The organism is Micrococcus sp. KRD012, assembly GCF_017168555.1.
GTDB lineage: Bacteria > Actinomycetota > Actinomycetes > Actinomycetales > Micrococcaceae > Micrococcus > Micrococcus luteus.
This window is the reverse complement of the sequence record NZ_JABFBB010000003.1, coordinates 146,580-162,299: the sequence shown is the minus strand read 5'-3', so window position 1 is coordinate 162,299 and position 15,720 is coordinate 146,580. Positions and strand designations below refer to the sequence as shown.

The window sequence follows — 15,720 nt, the reverse complement described above, 5'->3', positions numbered from 1 at the left end:
TCTGCCGGGCGGTGCGCGGGATTCAGGCCGAGTGCTCGGCCAGGAACGCCCGCGCGGCGTCCAGGTCCTCGGGGGTCTTCACGGCGAGCTGCGCGGTGCCCTTGAGACCGCGCTTGGCCAGTCCGGTCAGTGTGCCACCGGGCAGCAGCTCCAGGACGCCCGTGACCTGCCGCGTGGCCATGGTCGCCATGCACAGGTCCCAGCGGACCGGGCGGGTGACCTGGTCCACGATCCGGGCGAGCACGTCCGTGCCGGACTCGACGGCCTCGCCGTCCCGGTTGGACAGCAGGGGCAGGCGCGGGTCCGAGGGGGAGAGGTCGGCGACGTGGGCCGCGAGGTCGTCCACGGCGGGGCGCATGTGCTCCGTGTGGAACGCGCCGGCCACCTTGAGCGGGATCACGCGGGCGCGGGCGGGGGCGGACTCGGCGAGCGCGCCGAGGGCCTCCGCGGTGCCGGCGGCGACGATCTGGCCGGCGCCGTTGACATTGGCGGGCGTCAGGCCCGCCGCGTCGATGGCCGCGAGGACCTCGTCCTGGTCCCCACCCACGACGGCGGCCATGCCCGTGGGCGTGGCCGCGGCGGCCCGGGCCATGCCGGTGGCGCGCACGCGCACCAGGGAGAGGGCGTCGGCGGGGGACAGCACGCCGGTGACGGCGGCCGCGGTGACCTCGCCCACGGAGTGGCCGGCCACGACGGTCGACTTCGGTGCGGCGGCGTCCGCCTCGAGGGCCGCGGCGGCCACGAGGCCGGCCGCCACGATCAGCGGCTGGGCGACGGCGGTGTCCTTGATGGTCTCCTCGTCCGACTCAGTGCCGTGGCGGATCAGGTCCACGCCCGCGGCGTCGGAGAGGGATGCGAGCAGGTCGCGGGTCCCGTCCAGCTCGAGCCAGGGGGCGAGGAAGCCGGGCGTCTGGGACCCCTGTCCGGGGCACACGATGGCAAGCATTCCTCCATCGTGTCAGGATCGGCCGCCATCCCGGGCAGATCGCGCCACGAAGCACGGCGAGTCGGTTTGGAGGGTTTCTACAAGCGGGGGTGTGCGCCGCCCCGGCTCAGTCCGACCCGTCCCCGGTCGTCTGCCGCGCCCCCGCGAGCCGGCCCAGGGTGATCGCGGTCTGCAGGACGTACGCGTCGCGGGGGACCAGCGGGTCCCAGCCGGTCACCTCAGCCACCCGCTTGAGGCGGTACCGCACGGTGTTCGCGTGGACGAACAGCTCGCGGGCCGTACCCTCGAGCGAGTGGCCCAGCGCGCCGTACGCGTCCACGGTCTCCAGCAGGGAGGTGCCGGCGTCGGCCAGGGGCGTGAACACCCCGTCCACGAGGGCCTCCCGGGCCGTGGGGTCGCCCAGCAGCGCCCGCTCGGGCAGCAGGTCCTCCGCCGGGGTGGGCCGGCTCGCCCGGGGGTGGGCGGCCGCGGCGCTGAGCCCGGCGAGGGTGTGCCGCGCCGAGACGTGCGCCGAGACCAGCGAGTCCACGACGGGTCCCACGATCACCGGTCCCGGCGCGAACCAGGGCGCGAGCGCCTCGCCCACCGCCCGCGCGTCCCGCACCGAGCCGACCACGAGGACGAGCCGTTCGGACTGCACGCCCACGAGCAGGTCGCAGTCGAGCCTCGCCGCGGCCCGCCGCAGGTCCGGGATGAACGCGGGCTTGTCCTGCCCCGGGGCGAGACCCGCCATGACCATCACGTCGTGGTCCCCACGCCAGCCCAGCGCGGTGGCCCGGTGCCGGATCTCGTCCGGGTCCTGCCCGCGCAGCACCGCGTCCAGCAGGACCGACTCGAGCCGCGAGTCCATCGCTCCGCGCATCTCCGCGGCCCGGGCGTACACGTCTGCGAGCGCGAACGCGACCTCGCGCGAGTAGTGGAGGATGTGCTCGCGGACGGGCGCCTGGTCGCGCTCGGCCAGCAGCTCCGGCACCCGCGTCTCGACGACGTCCACCATCGTCCGGATGAGCTGGAGGGCCCGCTGCAGCGAGATCGCCCCGGTGAGATCGGTGGGCGCGGGCCCGAAGACGTCCTGCAGGACGTGGCCCGTGGAGGTGGGCCGCTCGAACCACGTGAGGAAGCCCTGCAGGGCGCGCTGGGCCACGAGCCCGAGGGCGCTGCGCTCGTCCGGGGTGAGTCGGCGGTACCAGGGCAGGGTGGCGTCCAGCCGCTGCAGCACCGCCGTGTTCAGGGCCCCCAGGTGGCTCCTGAGGCGGGCCAGCCCGTCGGTGCTCACGGGGCGAGGGGCGGCTGGGCGGGGCTCGGGCATGCGCTTCATCCTAGGCGCGTGTTGTGGGGTTCCTACAGCGACGACGCCGGCCGCTCGCCTCCCTGGCGGAGGCGAGCGGCCGGCGTCGGGACGGGAGGGCGTCGGCCTCCCCGCGGCATGCGGGTCAGGCGTCGCCGCCCGCGATGCCGGTGGTGCCGGCGTTGACGTCGTCCAGGCGGTACTTCTCGTGCGCCTTCGCGGCCGTGCCCCGCTCGACCTCGCCCTCCTCCTCGAGGAGCTGCAGCGCGCGGACCACCATCGAGTGGGTGTCGATGAGGAAGTACCGACGGGCGGCGGCGCGGGTGTCCGCGAAGCCGAACTCGTCGGCACCGAGCGCCGAGAAGCGGTTCGGCACGAACGGGCGGATCTGGTTCGTCCACGAGGTGGAGTAGTCCGAGGTGGCCACGATCGGGCCCTCGGCCCCCTGCAGCGCCTGCGTCACGTAGGGCACGCGCGGGGTGGCGGACGGGTCCTTCAGGGCGTCCTTCTCCGCCGCGACGGCGTCGCGGTACAGCTCGTTGTAGGAGGTCACCGACCACACGGAGGCGTTCACGCCCCACTCCTCGGAGAGGATCCGCTGGGCGTCGAGCGCCCACGGCACGGAGACGCCGGAGCCCAGGAGCTGGACCTTCGGGCCGTCGCCCTGGCCCTCGGAGAGGTGGTAGATGCCCTTGAGCAGGCCCTCCACGTCGAGGCCCTCGGGCTCCTCGATGTGGGTGATCGGCTCGTTGTACACCGTGAGGTAGTAGATGACGTTGCGGACGTCGTCCCCGCGGTCGTGGTCGCCGTACATGTCCTCCAGGCCCTGGCGCACGATGTGGGCGATCTCGTACGAGTACGCCGGGTCGTAGTGCTTCACGGCCGGATTCGTGGACGCCAGGACGGGGGAGTGACCGTCCATGTGCTGGGTGCCCTCGCCGGCGAGGGTGGTGCGCCCGGCGGTGGCGCCGATCATGAAGCCGCGCGCAAGCTGGTCGGCTCCGGCCCAGATGTTGTCCGCGGTCCGCTGGAAGCCGAACATCGAGTAGAAGATGTAGACCGGGATCATCGGCTCGCCGTGCGTGGAGTACGCCGTGCCGACCGCGTTGAATGCCGCGGTGGCGCCGTCCTCGTTGATGCCGACGTGGTAGATCTTCCCCTGCGGGGACTCCTTGTAGGACAGGAACAGGTCCCGGTCCACGGACAGGTAGTTCTGGCCCTTGGGGTTGTAGATCTTCGCGGTCGGGAAGAACGAGTCCATGCCGAAGGTGCGGGCCTCGTCCGGGATGATCGGCACGAAGCGCGGTCCCATGTTCTTGTCCCGCATCAGGTCCTTGAGCAGGCGCACGAACGCCATGGTCGTGGCGGCCTGCTGCTTGCCCGATCCCTTGCGGGCCTGCTTGTACGCGGACTCCGGGGGCAGCGGGATCGCGTGGTAGTCGCTGCGCCGCTCCGGCACGAAGCCGCCCAGCTCCTTGCGCCGCTCCATCATGTACGTGATCTCCGGGGCGTCGGCGCCCGGGTGGTAGTACGGGATGTTGTAGGGGTCCTTCTCGATCTGCTCGTCCGAGATCGGGATGCGGTGGCGGTCCCGGAACACCTTGAGGTCGTCCACCGTCAGCTTCTTCATCTGGTGCGTGGCGTTGCGGCCCTCGAAGGACTTGCCCAGGCCGTAGCCCTTGATGGTGTGGGCCAGGATCACGGTGGGCTGGCCCTTGTGCTCCATGGCGGCCTTGTAGGCGGCGTAGACCTTCTTGTAGTCGTGGCCGCCGCGCTTGAGGCCCCAGATCTCGTCGTCGGTCATGTCCGCCACCATCTCCTTGGTGACGGAGGACCGGCCGAAGAAGTGGTCGCGCACGAAGCCGCCGGACTCGGCCTTGTAGGTCTGGTAGTCGCCGTCGAGCGTCTCGTTCATGATGCGCACGAGCTCGCCCTCGTCGTCGGCCTCGAGCAGCGGATCCCACTCGCGGCCCCACAGGACCTTGATGACGTTCCAGCCGGCGCCCCGGAAGTAGGACTCCAGCTCCTGGACGATCTTGCCGTTGCCGCGCACCGGCCCGTCGAGACGCTGCAGGTTGCAGTTGATCACGAAGGTGAGGTTGTCGAGCTTGTCGTTGGCCGCGACGTGCAGCTGGCCGCGCGACTCGGGCTCGTCCATCTCGCCGTCGCCGAGGAAGGCCCACACGTGCTGGTCGGAGGTGTCCTTGATGCCGTTGTTGTGCAGGTACCGGTTCGTCTGCGCCTGGAAGATGGCGTTCATCGGCCCCAGACCCATGGACACGGTGGGGTACTGCCAGAAGTGCGGCATCATCCGCGGGTGCGGGTAGGAGGGCAGGCCGTGGCCCTGGCGGGACTTCTCCTGGCGGAAGCCGTCGAGGTCCTCCTCGGTCAGGCGGCCCTCGAGGAAGGCTCGGGCGTAGTTGCCCGGCGAGGAGTGGCCCTGGAAGAAGATGTGGTCGCCGCCGCCCGGGTGGTCCTGGCCGCGGAAGAAGTGGTTCAGGCCCACCTCGTAGAGGGTCGCCTGGCCTGCGTAGGAGGAGATGTGGCCGCCGACGCCGACGGCGTCGCGCTGGGCGCGCTGCACGAGGGCCATGGCGTTCCACCGCAGGTAGTTGCGGTAGCGGCGCTCGAGCTCCTCGTCGCCCGGGTACTCCGGCTCCTGGTCCGCCGGGATCGTGTTCACGTAGTCCGTGGTGGTCACGTAGGGCAGGGCGACGGACTGGGCGCTCGCGCGCTGCATGAGGGAGCGCATGATGTACTGCGCCCGCTCCGTGCCGCGCTCCTCGATGAGTCCGTCGAGGGACTCGATCCACTCCGACGTCTCCTGGGGATCCTTGTCCGGGAGCTGGTCGGTCAGACCGCTGCGGATCTGCGAGCTCTCTTCGGCTGCGCTCACGGTGCCTCCTGGTTCTCGTGCGGAGGGGTGCTCCGCGGTGGGCTGCGGGCAGACGATCCGGTCCGGGCCCGCGACGCCGAGCCGGGCGCGTCGCCCGGAGAGTGCGTCTGTTCCTCCCCAGAGTAGACCGGAGCCGCCGCGTCCGCCCGGCCGGAGGCCCCGGAACGGCGGCGTCCACGGCGTATGGTGGTCATCATCACCCGCTCGACGGCGCGGGCCGCAGTGCCCGCCACCATCAAGGAGGACCGGACACTATGCAGGCTGGGTCGACGCCGACCTCGACGGACAGCGCCCTGCTGGCGGAGCTCGCCCTCTCGAGGGGCGACCTGGTGCAGGAGTGGGGGTACGACGACGACGTCGACGTCACCTTCCGTGACGCGCTCGAGGACGCGCTCGGCGAGGAGCTGCTGACCGAGGAGGATCAGGAGCCGGCGGACGCGGTCCTCTTCTGGTGGCGCGCGGACGACGGCGACGTTATGGATCTCGCGGACGCCCTCGTGGACGCCCAGCGCTCCCTCGATGCCGGCCCCGTCTGGATCATGACCCCCCGCAAGGGTCGCGCCGGCCACGTCAGCCCGGCGGACGTCGCCGAGGCCGCCTCCACCGCGGGCCTGCACGCCACCACCGGGGCCGGTGCCTCCGAGGACTGGGCCGCTCAGAAGCTCGTCCAGAAGCGCGGTGGCTGAGGCTCCGTCCGGCGGGACGCGGGGCGCCGACGTCGTCCCCGCGCTGCGCGACGACCACGGCCAGACGTGGCCGTGGCCGCCGACGCGCGGGCCCCAGGACGCCGCCGGGCCGCGGGGCACGTGGCTCGTCTTCCTGCCCGGGGCGTTCACGCCGGTGTGCACGGACGAGCTCGGCTGGCTCGGGGCGCTCGCCGAGGACGTGGCGGTCGACGATGTGGCTGTCCGCGTGGTCTCGTGTGATGCCGCCCCCGTGCTGCGCCGCGTCCGCGAGGAGCTGGCACTGCCGGAGCCGCTCACCCTGCTCTCCGATTTCTGGCCCCACGGCGCGGCCTGCCGTGCCCTCGACGTCTTCGACGTGGAGACCGGGCGGCCCCGCCGCGTCTCCGTGCTGCTCGACGCGGACGGGGTCGAGGCCGCGCGCGTGGTCGCCGCCCCGGGACAGGCACGCACCCGGAGCGAGCACGAGGCGGCGACGCGCGACCTGCTCGCTCACCGGTAGCCTGGACGGACACCGGCACCCGTAGCTCAGTCGGTCAGAGCATCTCGTTTACACCGAGAGGGTCGGGGGTTCGAGTCCCTCCGGGTGCACCGATCGCGGGGCCATGACACGGCGTGACGCCGCGGCTCCGTCATGCCGACCGCCCGTCAGGCGCCTATGAGAGCATGCTCACCATCATGGGCTCCTCGTCAGCGTCCTCGCGCGCCTCCGCTCCGCCCTCGCGGTGGGCCGAGGTGCGCTCCGGCGTCGCCGTGACGTTGGGCGCCGGCCTCGGCCTGTTCCCTCTGGGCATGGCCTTCGGGATGCTCGTGGTCCAGGCCGGGCTGCCCGCGTGGGTCGCACCCCTGTTCTCCGTGGTCGTGTTCGCCGGGTCCGTCGAGCTGCTGCTCGTCCCGCTGGTGGTGGCGGGCACGCCGCTGCTCACGATCGCCGTGACGGTGTTCCTGGTGAACTTCCGCCACGTGTTCTATGCGTTCAGCTTCCCGCTGCGCGTGGTCCGGGGGCGCCTCGCGCGGATCTACTCGATGGGTGCCCTGATCGACGAGGCCTACGCCATCGCCGCCGCCCGGCCCCGCGGCTGGACCGGCCCCCGACTGGTGGCCATGCAGGTCGCTTTGCAGGCGTACTGGGTGCTCGGGGGCCTCGCCGGGGTGGCCGTGGCCTGGCTGCTGCCCGGGCCGGTGGAGGGCCTGAAGTTCGCGCTCGTCGCCCTCTTCATCGTGCTCGCCATGGACGCCGCCCGCACACGCGCCCAGCTGCCCCTCGTGCTGGCGGCCGCGGTCGCCGTCGGGGTGGCCCTGCTGCTGGCACCGGCACAGGTGCTCGTCGTCGCGTTCGCCCTCTACGCCGCGGTACTGATCGCGTTCCACGTGCTCGCCGCACGCGGGACCGCCCTGCCGCTGCCCGAGCCCGTGCCCGTCACCGGACCGGTGCCCGTCGTCGCCGCGGTGGGGGAGCGGGCCGTCACGGATGCCGAGCCCGACGCCGAGGAGGATCCCCGATGACCGGCGCCGCCTACCTGGTGGCCGCGGCCGTCGTCGCGGGCCTCGTGACCTTCTGCCTGCGCGCGGTGCCGTTCGCCCTGCTGCAGCCGCTGCGGGAATCCGTGCTCGCGGCGCGGCTGGCGGTGTGGATGCCCGCCGGCGTGCTGACCATCCTGGCCCTGGTGATGCTGCTCGACGCCGCGGCGCTGGCCCCCGGAGAGCCCGTGGACGGGACGCGGGTGGCCCACGCGCTGTTCGCGGCTGCGGTGACCGTCGTCGTGCATCTGCTGGCCGGGCGGCGGACCCTTGTCTCGATCGCCGCCGGCACGCTGGCCTACGTGCTGTTGGTCAACCTGGCCTGACCGGCGGCGGGGCGGGCTCGCCCAGGCGTTCGGCCCATGCGCGGCTCGCCGCGGCGAGGCGCCGGCCGTAGGCGGTGACCCCGTCGGACAGCGTCCCGGCGTTGTAGAGCGTCCCCGCCCGGGCGATCCCCTCCGCGGAGAGGTCGCCGCGCAGGTGACCGCGCAGGATCTCCAGCCCGAAGGCCAGGTTGTCCTCCGGCTCCCACAGGTGGAGACCGCGCTCCGCCGCCTGCGCGAAGTACGGCGGCCACGTGATCTGCGCGGGCCCCACGCCGTTGGACTTCTCCCCCTGCGCCACCCGGGCCACGAGCTCCTCATAGCGCTCCCGGGTCACGAGGACGTCCGTCCCGCGCGGGGCGCTGTGCACGCCGCCGGCGTCGTGCCCGAAGACGTTCCGGCCACCGGACTCGAGCTCGGCCAGGGCCGCCGCCACCGCGAGGGGAACGTCCGCCCGGCGTGCGGCGGCCACGATCGCCGCGGCGTTGTCGAGGTGTCGGCCGAGCGTCGCCGGCGGGTCGGAGGAGCGGTCGCGGGCGGAGCGGCGGGTGAGGAGGTCGCGGAGCAGGCCCATCGGCCCACCCTCCCGCATCCCGGGTTGAGTTGTCGCGGGTGACGGGCCCGCGCACCCGCGACAACTCAACCCGGGATGCGGGGCAGGGGCCGGGCGGCGGCGCGTCGTCAGCATCCGGGCGCACTAGGGTGGAGCGCATGTCCGCGACCCCCCTCGGCTTCTGGAAGCTGCCCGCACGTCCCGACGGCGCCGCCCGTCACCTCGCCGTCATCACCGGGGGCGAGGCGCAGCAGACCATGCTCTTCCTCCAGGACGGGCAATGGTCCATCCTCGCCCTCTTCCAGGACGAGCTGGCCGGCAAGGCCGCCGCCCGCACCCTGGACGCGCTCCTGCAGTCCGTCACCTGTCTGCGCATGGGCGGCCGTGACGTCCTCGACGGTGCCGACACCCCGCGGCCCGGTATCGAGTGGGCCGGCTACGACCGCGAGTTCGAGGAGGCCGACGTGGCCGAGCAGCGCGACGTCGAGCCGCGCGGCCGGATCTGGATCCTCCCCGCCACGGACGGCGCCTCCGTCGGCCTCAAGCTTCCCGGGCACCGCCGGTACGACGACGCCGTCGCCCAGTTCGCCGACGTCGACGCGGCGCGTGCCGCCGTCGCGGCGATCGACGAGCTCCTGGGCGTCGGCCCGCGCGGCTGAGCCGGCCGGCGTTCGTCGGCCCGGGGTCGTGACCGTTCGCCTCCCAGGGTTCACCTGCTGTTCACCCGGCTGCGCTGCCGGGCCCGGCTTCCTCGTCCGCCGCCCACCCATAATGGTGTGAAGAGCACAGGCCGCGGCCCGCCTCCGTCGTACCGAGGAGGGGACGGGCGGGCACGGTGACGCACCCAGTGAAGGAGACGGTCCATGGAGCTGCTGCAGCCCGACGCCCCCCGCGAGAACCTGCGCGAGTTCATCGACAAGCTGCGCGACGGCGGCTACACCGTCTCGGACGGCCACACCAACGATCCCGACCTGATCGATCCGCAGGGCCGTGCCGTGGAGACGTGGAAAGAGGACTACCCGTACGAGACGCGCATGACGCGCGAGGAGTACGAGCTGGAGAAGTACCGCCTGCAGATCGAACTGCTCAAGCTGCAGTACTGGGGCGAGGACACCGGCCAGCGCCACATCATCGTCTTCGAGGGCCGCGACGCCGCCGGCAAGGGCGGCACCATCAAGCGCTTCACCGAGCACATGAACCCCCGCACCGCCCGCGTCGTGGCCCTCAACAAGCCCTCGGACCGCGAGCTCGGCCAGTGGTACTTCCAGCGCTACATCCAGCACTTCCCCACGGCGGGCGAGATCGTGCTGTTCGACCGATCGTGGTACAACCGCGCCGGCGTCGAGCGCGTGATGGGCTTCGCCACGGACGAGCAGTACCGCCGCTTCATGAACCAGGTGCCGCTGTTCGAGAAGATGCTCGTGGACGACGGCATCCACCTCACCAAGTTCTGGTTCTCCGTGACACAGACCGAGCAGCGCACGCGCTTCGCGATCCGCCAGATCGACCCGGTCCGCCAGTGGAAGCTCTCGCCCATGGACCTCGAGTCCCTGGACCGCTGGGAGGCGTACACGGAGGCCAAGGAGGCCATGTTCCTCCACACGGACACGGACCACGCCCCGTGGATCTCCATCCGCTCCAACGACAAGAAGCGGGCCCGCCTCAACGCGATGCGCTACTTCCTGTCCCAGTTCGAGTACGAGGGCAAGGACCACGAGGTCGTCGGCACCCCGGACCCGCTGATCGTGCGCCGCGGCCGCGACGCCGTGGGGGACTGACCGCGGTCGACGTAGGCTGGGGGCGGGTCCGTGTCCGGCACGGCCCGTCCCACCGTCCGAGCCACAGGAGGCCCCCGCGATGACCGAGCAGACCACCACCGTCCCCGTCGGCGCCGCCGACATCGGCGTCACGGGACTGGCGGTGATGGGCGCGAACCTCGCGCGCAACTTCGCCCGCCACGGCTACACGGTGGCCCTGCACAACCGCAGCCGGGCCCGCACGGACCAGCTCGTGGCCGAGCACGGTGACGAGGGCGCGTTCGTGGCGACGGAGACGCTCGCCGAGCTCGTGCAGTCCCTCGCCGTGCCGCGCCGGGTGCTCATCATGGTCAAGGCGGGCGCCCCCGTGGACGCCGTCATCGACCAACTCGTCCCCCTGCTGGACGAGGGCGACATCGTCATCGACGCCGGCAACTCCCATTTCGAGGACACCCGCCGCCGCGAGGCGGCCCTCGCCGAGAAGGGCCTGCACTTCGTGGGCGTCGGTGTCTCCGGCGGCGAGGAGGGTGCCCTGCACGGTCCGGCGATCATGCCCGGCGGTCCGGAGAAGTCCTACGAGGCCCTCGGCCCGATGCTCGAGAAGATCGCCGCGCAGTTTGAGGGGGAGCCGTGCTGCGCCTGGGTCGGCACGGACGGCGCCGGCCACTACGTGAAGATGGTCCACAACGGCATCGAGTACGCGGACATGCAGGTCATCGGCGAGGCCTACGACCTGCTGCGCCGTGTGGGCGGCCTCGAGCCCGCCGAGCAGGCCGAGGTGTTCACGGCGTGGAACCAGACCGACCTGGCCTCCTACCTCATCGAGATCACGGCCGAGGTGCTCGCGCAGGTGGACGCGGCCACGGGCCGCCCGCTCGTGGACGTGATCGTGGACGAGGCCGGGCAGAAGGGCACCGGCCGCTGGACCGCGATCTCGGGTCTCGACGTCGGCTCCCCGGTGGCCGCGATCGCCGAGTCCGTCTTCGCCCGCTCGCTGTCCTCCCAGCGCGCGGTGCGCGAGGCCGCCCGTGAGACCCTCGCGGCCGGCATCGACGAGGACGCGCAGCGCGTCCCGCAGGACACGGACGCGTTCGTGGAGGACGTGCGCCAGGCGCTGTTCGCCTCCAAGCTCGTGGCCTACGCGCAGGGCATGGACATGCTCGCCGCCGCCGCCGAGGAGTACGGCTGGTCGCTGGACCTGGGCACCATCGCCTCGCTGTGGCGGGACGGCTGCATCATCCGCGCCGACCTGCTCGACGTGATCATGCAGGCCTTCGGCGGCCGCGACACCTCCCGCCATCCGGCGCCGGGCACCCGCGCCCCCGGCCAGCCGCTCAACCTGCTCTTCGCCCCCGAGTTCGCCCAGGCGATCGCCGAGGCCCTGCCGGCCTGGCGCCGCGTGGTCGGCACCGCCGTCGCCGCGGGCGTGCCGGTGCCGGTGTTCTCCTCGGCCCTGGCGTACTACGACGGCCTGCGGGCCGACCGCCTGCCGGCCGCCCTCGTGCAGGGCCAGCGCGACTACTTCGGCGCCCACACCTACCTGCGCGTGGACCGCGAGGGCTCGTTCCACACGCTGTGGTCCGGCGACCGCACCGAGGTCGACGGCGAGGGCGTGCCCGTGGTCATGCCGCAGCCGACCGAGGGCGACCCCACGCAGGACTGACCCGGCGTGGACCCGGCCCTCAGATCCAGAGGGCCGGGTCCACGTACTCCGCGGGGTCCACGAGCGGCTTGCCCTCGGACGGGCCCTTGCGCGGGCGGACGGTGGCCGGCACGCCGGTGGCGATCGCGTCGGCGGGGGTGTCCTTCACGACGACGGCGTTGGCGCCCACCGCCGTTCCCTCCCCGACCTCGACGGGTCCGAGGATCTTGGCGCCGGCCCCCACCACGACGCCGTCGCGCAGCGTGGGGTGCCGCTTCACCTTGGCCAGGGAGCGGCCGCCGAGGGTGACCCCGTGGTACAGCATCACGTCGTCGCCGATCTCCGCGGTCTCGCCGATCACGACGCCCATGCCGTGGTCGATGAAGAACCGACGACCGATCGACGCGCCGGGGTGGATCTCGATGCCCGTGGCCGCGCGCGTGACCTGCGAGAGCACGCGCGCGGGCATCTTCAGCCGGTCGTGCCGCCACATCCGGTGCGCGACGCGGTGCGCCCACACGGCGTGCAGACCCGAGTAGACGAGGGCCACCTCGAGGTCACCGCGCGCCGCCGGGTCATGGCTGCGGACGGTCGCGATGTCTTCCTTGATGCGGGAGAACAGTCCCACGGGCGGCCCCTTCGGGTCGGTGCGGTCGGTGAGCGGGCGGCGGTCAGCCGCGGATGTCCTCGAAGAGGGCGGTGGAGATGTAGCGCTCGCCGAAGTCACACACGATGGCGACGATCAGCTTGCCCTCGGACTCGGGCTTGGCGGCCTCCTTGAGGGCGGCCGAGATGATCGCGCCGGTGGAGATGCCGCCGAGGATGCCCTCCTCGGTCCCGAGCCGACGGGCGGTCTCGATGGACTCCTCGAAGGTGGCCGGGTAGACCTCGTCGTAGAGGTCGGTGTCCAGGATCTCCGGCACGAAGTTCGCGCCGATGCCCTGGATCTTGTGCGGGCCGGCCTGGCCGCCGGAGAGGATGGGGGAGTCGGCCGGCTCGACGGCGATGAGCTTCACGTCCGGCTTCTGCTCGCGCAGGTACCGGCCCGCGCCCGTGATGGTGCCGCCGGTGCCGACGCCGGCGATGAACACGTCCACGGCACCCTCGGACGCGTCCCAGATCTCCGGGCCGGTGCCCGTGTAGTGGGCCTGGATGTTGGCCTGGTTCGCGAACTGCTGGGCCCAGATGGAGTTCGGGGTGCTGCGGACGATCTCCTGGGCGCGCTCGAGGGCCCCGCGCATGCCGTCTGCACCGGGGGTCAGCACGATCTCGGCGCCGAACGCCTTGAGCATCACGCGGCGTTCGGTGGACATGGTCTCGGGCATGGTCAGGATCACGCGGTAGCCGCGCGCCGCGCCGACCATGGCCAGGGCGATGCCGGTGTTGCCCGAGGTGCCCTCCACGATGGTGCCGCCGGGGGTCAGCTCGCCGGCCGCCTCCGCGGCGTCGACGATGGCGGTGCCGATGCGGTCCTTCACCGAGTTGGCCGGGTTGTAGAACTCGACCTTCACGGCGACGTCGCCGGGCAGGTCCTTCGCGAGGCGGTTCAGCCGGACCAGGGGCGTGCCGCCGACCGCCTGGGTGATGTCGTCAAGGATGCGGGCCATGGTGGTACCTCCGGGGGGTGGTGGTGCGCCTCGGGGCGCGGGCGATCTAGTGGGTGTTCCTGCGTCAGGCTATCGAGCCGCGGCGCCGCTCAGGCGTCCACGAGCCACGCGGAGTAGTTCCGGCGCACCTTCGCGAGCTTCGGATCGATGACCACACGGCAGTATCCATTGGAACGGCGCCGCGCATAGAAGTCCTGGTGAATGTCCTCGGCCGGGTGCCACGCGGACGCCGGCTCGACGCGTGTGACGATGGGGCTGTCATAGTTCGCCTGCGCCCGGGCGATCTCGTCCGCGAAGAACCGGGCCTCGGCCTCGTCGTGGGCGAAGACGGCCGAGCGGTACTGGGTGCCGACGTCGGCCCCCTGGCGGTTCAACGACGTGGGGTCGTGGCCGGTGAAGAACAGGTCCATGATCACCTCGGGCGGCACGACGGCGGCGTCGAAGCGCACACGGACCGCTTCGGCGTGGCCGGTGGTCCCGGTGCACACGGACTCGTAGCTCGGGGCGGGGTCGTCGCCTCCGGTGTAGCCGGACTCGACGGCGAGCACGCCCCGCACGCGACGGTAGACGGCGTCGAGGCACCAGAAGCAGCCGCCGGCGAGCGTCAGCTCGCGGACGTCGGCGGGCGCGCCGGAGGCGCCGAGGGGCTCGGTACGGGGGGAGTCGGTCATGGCAGGCACAGCAACGCTGCCCGCGCTTTTCATTCCCGACGACGCCGCCCCGTGCCGTCACCCAGGGCCGCCGGGTCGTGCGTGCCCGGGCCAGGTGGGCCATCATGGCCGGTATGACCGTGTCCCGTCCCGCCGTCCCCGCCTCGCCGGAGCACGCCCTGGCCCCACCGACGCTCGGGCAGGTCCTCGAGGTCGTCCAGGGGCTGTGGCCGCGGGAGCTGGCGGAGCCGTGGGACGCCGTCGGGCCGGTGGCCGGGCGCCCGGAGGCGCCGGTGCGGACCGTCCTGTGGGCGCTGGACCCCGTGCAGGCCGTGGCCGACGAGGCCGTCGCCCGCGGGGCCGATCTCGTGGTCACCCACCACCCGCTCCTGCTGCGCGGCACCTCGTCCGTCGCCGCCGTCGGGCATGCCGCCGCCGCCAAGGGACGCCTGCTGCACACCCTGATCGAGCACCGCATCGCCCTGCTCGCCGCGCACACCAACGCCGACGCCGTCGTGGGCGGCGTCTCGGACGTGCTGGCCCGTGCCGTCGGCGTCACCGGAGCGCTCTCGCCCCTGACGACCTCCGCCGCCGGCACCGGGGCCGAAGGCATCGGCCGGGTGGGCGATCTGCCCGAGGAGACCGACCTGGCCGCCTTCGCCTGCGCCGTGCACGCGGCGCTGCCCGCCACGGCCGGCGGCGTGCGCGTGGCGGGCGACCCCGCCCAGGGCATCCGCCGCGTCGCCGTGTGCGGCGGCGCCGGAGACAGCCTCTTCGACGCGGTCCGCGCGTCCGGCGCGGACGTCTACGTGACCGCCGATCTGCGCCACCACCCGGCCTCGGAGGCCCGGGAGACGGCAGCGTCGGGGGATGGACGTCCCGCGCTCGTGGACGTCTCGCACTGGGCGAGCGAGTCCCTGTGGCTCGAGCACGGCGCCCGCGCCCTGGAGGCCGCCCTGGCGGAGCGGGGACTGGGCGTCACCACCCTGTTCTCAGATCACCGCAGCGACCCCTGGGACTTCCTGGTCGGGGGAGAGCGGGCCGACGAGGGGAGTCACGCATGAGTGAGGTCACCGCACCGCCGGCCGTCCAGGCCCGGCTGCTGGAGTTGCAGGAGCTCGACACGGCCCTGGACCAGGCCCGCGCCGCCGTCCGTCGGCTCAAGGCGGACCCGGAGCACGCCCGGCTGCGCGCCCGCGCGCTGGAACTCGAGGAGGCGTTGCCCGGCCTCGAGGATGCCGCCGGCACCGCCGACCGGGCGGGAGCCGAGGCCACCGAGAAGGCCGCCGCCACCCGCGCCCGTCGGGACCGGACCCGGGAGCGGCTCGAAGCGGGCCAGGGCGGGTCCAAGGAGCTGCAGGCCATGCAGCACGAGGACGACACGCTCACCGCACTGCTCGATGACCACGAGGCCGCGGCGCTCGAGGCCATGGAGGCCGCCGACGCCGCCGAGTCCCGGCTCGCGAAGGGCCACGCCGCCCTGGAGCGGGCGCGGGCCGAGGTCGAGGCCCGCGCGGCGGAGGTGCGCCGCGAGGGGCAGGCCGTGACCCAGCGTGGCCGGGACCTCATCCAGCGCCGGGCGGCGTTGGCCGCGGAGTTCCCCGCGTCGTTGCTGGCCCTGTACGAGCAGGCGCGGGAGCGCAACGGCGGCATCGGCGCGGCCCGGCTCGTCGGGAACCGGTCCGCGGCCGCGGGCACGGAGCTGTCTCCCGCGGAGGTCGCGCGCATCCGGGCCCTCCCGCCGGCCGCCGTCGCCCGCTGCCCCGAGTCCGGCGCCATCCTCATCCGGGACTGACCCCGGGCCCCGCCCCTGGCGCGGTCAGTAGAGTGGGGGGCCGCGTCGGACGGCGCGAC

Annotated in this window: 16 protein-coding genes and 1 tRNA gene; 10 read left to right on the top strand and 7 right to left on the bottom strand. The window is 73.1% G+C overall.

Going from position 1 to position 15,720, the window contains the following annotated elements; genetic code table 11:
• Positions 1–22: 22 nt before the first annotated feature.
• The 3 genes from J1M37_RS01170 to aceE form a co-directional block, all read right to left on the bottom strand.
• Positions 23–946 carry an ACP S-malonyltransferase gene (locus J1M37_RS01170; protein ID WP_206451973.1) on the bottom strand — a complete coding sequence of 308 codons (924 nt, stop codon included), beginning with the start codon at positions 944–946 and terminating at the stop codon, positions 23–25.
• A 106-nt stretch (positions 947–1,052) separates the two neighbouring features.
• Positions 1,053–2,255 carry a PucR family transcriptional regulator gene (locus tag J1M37_RS01165; RefSeq protein ID WP_044659134.1) on the bottom strand — a complete coding sequence of 401 codons (1,203 nt, stop codon included), beginning with the start codon at positions 2,253–2,255 and terminating at the stop codon, positions 1,053–1,055.
• Between the two features lie 124 nt (positions 2,256–2,379).
• Positions 2,380–5,130 carry a pyruvate dehydrogenase (acetyl-transferring), homodimeric type gene (gene aceE / locus J1M37_RS01160; protein WP_206451972.1) on the bottom strand — a complete coding sequence of 917 codons (2,751 nt, stop codon included), beginning with the start codon at positions 5,128–5,130 and terminating at the stop codon, positions 2,380–2,382.
• A gap of 254 nt (positions 5,131–5,384) precedes the next feature.
• Here aceE and J1M37_RS01155 point away from each other — a divergent pair, with 254 nt between their 5' ends.
• From J1M37_RS01155 to J1M37_RS01135, 5 genes are all read left to right on the top strand, one after another.
• Positions 5,385–5,816 (top strand): DUF3052 domain-containing protein, encoded by a 432-nt coding sequence (locus J1M37_RS01155; protein WP_044659132.1) that lies wholly within the window; start codon positions 5,385–5,387, stop codon positions 5,814–5,816.
• Entirely contained in the window at positions 5,809–6,315 is a 507-nt protein-coding gene (locus J1M37_RS01150; protein ID WP_206451971.1) for a redoxin domain-containing protein, read from the top strand. Before J1M37_RS01155 ends, J1M37_RS01150 begins: the two co-directional genes overlap by 8 nt.
• Positions 6,316–6,330: 15 nt before the next feature.
• Positions 6,331–6,404, top strand: a tRNA-Val gene (locus J1M37_RS01145).
• 75 nt (positions 6,405–6,479) lie between these two features.
• On the top strand, positions 6,480–7,319 hold the full coding sequence (locus tag J1M37_RS01140) for an AzlC family ABC transporter permease (RefSeq protein ID WP_206451970.1): 840 nt from the start codon (positions 6,480–6,482) through the stop codon (positions 7,317–7,319).
• On the top strand, positions 7,316–7,660 hold the full coding sequence (locus tag J1M37_RS01135; RefSeq protein WP_036312787.1) for an AzlD domain-containing protein: 345 nt from the start codon (positions 7,316–7,318) through the stop codon (positions 7,658–7,660). The genes J1M37_RS01140 and J1M37_RS01135 overlap by 4 nt, the downstream gene beginning before the upstream one ends.
• Here J1M37_RS01135 and J1M37_RS01130 read toward each other — a convergent pair.
• Positions 7,647–8,231, bottom strand: a complete 585-nt coding sequence (locus J1M37_RS01130; protein ID WP_041105378.1) for a hypothetical protein — start codon at positions 8,229–8,231, stop codon at positions 7,647–7,649. The two genes, J1M37_RS01135 and J1M37_RS01130, sit on opposite strands and share 14 nt — an antisense overlap.
• Before the next feature lie 137 nt (positions 8,232–8,368).
• On the opposite strand from J1M37_RS01130, the gene J1M37_RS01125 reads away from it, so the two are divergent.
• From J1M37_RS01125 to gndA, 3 genes are all read left to right on the top strand, one after another.
• On the top strand, positions 8,369–8,869 hold the full coding sequence (locus tag J1M37_RS01125; protein WP_036312781.1) for a hypothetical protein: 501 nt from the start codon (positions 8,369–8,371) through the stop codon (positions 8,867–8,869).
• A 204-nt stretch (positions 8,870–9,073) separates the two neighbouring features.
• Positions 9,074–9,988 (top strand): polyphosphate kinase 2, encoded by a 915-nt coding sequence (ppk2, locus tag J1M37_RS01120; protein WP_036340172.1) that lies wholly within the window; start codon positions 9,074–9,076, stop codon positions 9,986–9,988.
• Positions 9,989–10,067: 79 nt separating this feature from the next.
• Complete coding sequence (gndA, locus tag J1M37_RS01115) at positions 10,068–11,630, top strand: NADP-dependent phosphogluconate dehydrogenase (RefSeq protein ID WP_206451969.1); 1,563 nt, start codon at positions 10,068–10,070, stop codon at positions 11,628–11,630.
• Positions 11,631–11,649: 19 nt separating this feature from the next.
• Here the strand turns inward: gndA and epsC are convergent, their stop codons facing one another.
• From epsC to msrA, 3 genes are all read right to left on the bottom strand, one after another.
• Positions 11,650–12,237 carry a serine O-acetyltransferase EpsC gene (gene epsC / locus J1M37_RS01110; protein WP_206451968.1) on the bottom strand — a complete coding sequence of 196 codons (588 nt, stop codon included), beginning with the start codon at positions 12,235–12,237 and terminating at the stop codon, positions 11,650–11,652.
• Positions 12,238–12,280: 43 nt separating this feature from the next.
• On the bottom strand, positions 12,281–13,216 hold the full coding sequence (cysK, locus tag J1M37_RS01105) for a cysteine synthase A (RefSeq protein ID WP_010078892.1): 936 nt from the start codon (positions 13,214–13,216) through the stop codon (positions 12,281–12,283).
• Positions 13,217–13,305: 89 nt separating this feature from the next.
• The gene (msrA, locus tag J1M37_RS01100; protein ID WP_012750832.1) at positions 13,306–13,887 is read right to left on the bottom strand and encodes a peptide-methionine (S)-S-oxide reductase MsrA; all 582 of its coding nucleotides are present in this window, start codon (positions 13,885–13,887) and stop codon (positions 13,306–13,308) included.
• A 113-nt stretch (positions 13,888–14,000) separates the two neighbouring features.
• On the opposite strand from msrA, the gene J1M37_RS01095 reads away from it, so the two are divergent.
• Positions 14,001–14,930, top strand: coding sequence for a Nif3-like dinuclear metal center hexameric protein (locus J1M37_RS01095; RefSeq protein WP_170747668.1), 930 nt, complete (start codon positions 14,001–14,003; stop codon positions 14,928–14,930).
• Entirely contained in the window at positions 14,927–15,661 is a 735-nt protein-coding gene (locus tag J1M37_RS01090) for a zinc ribbon domain-containing protein (protein WP_170747658.1), read from the top strand. Before J1M37_RS01095 ends, J1M37_RS01090 begins: the two co-directional genes overlap by 4 nt.
• The last annotated feature ends 59 nt before the right edge of the window (positions 15,662–15,720 follow it).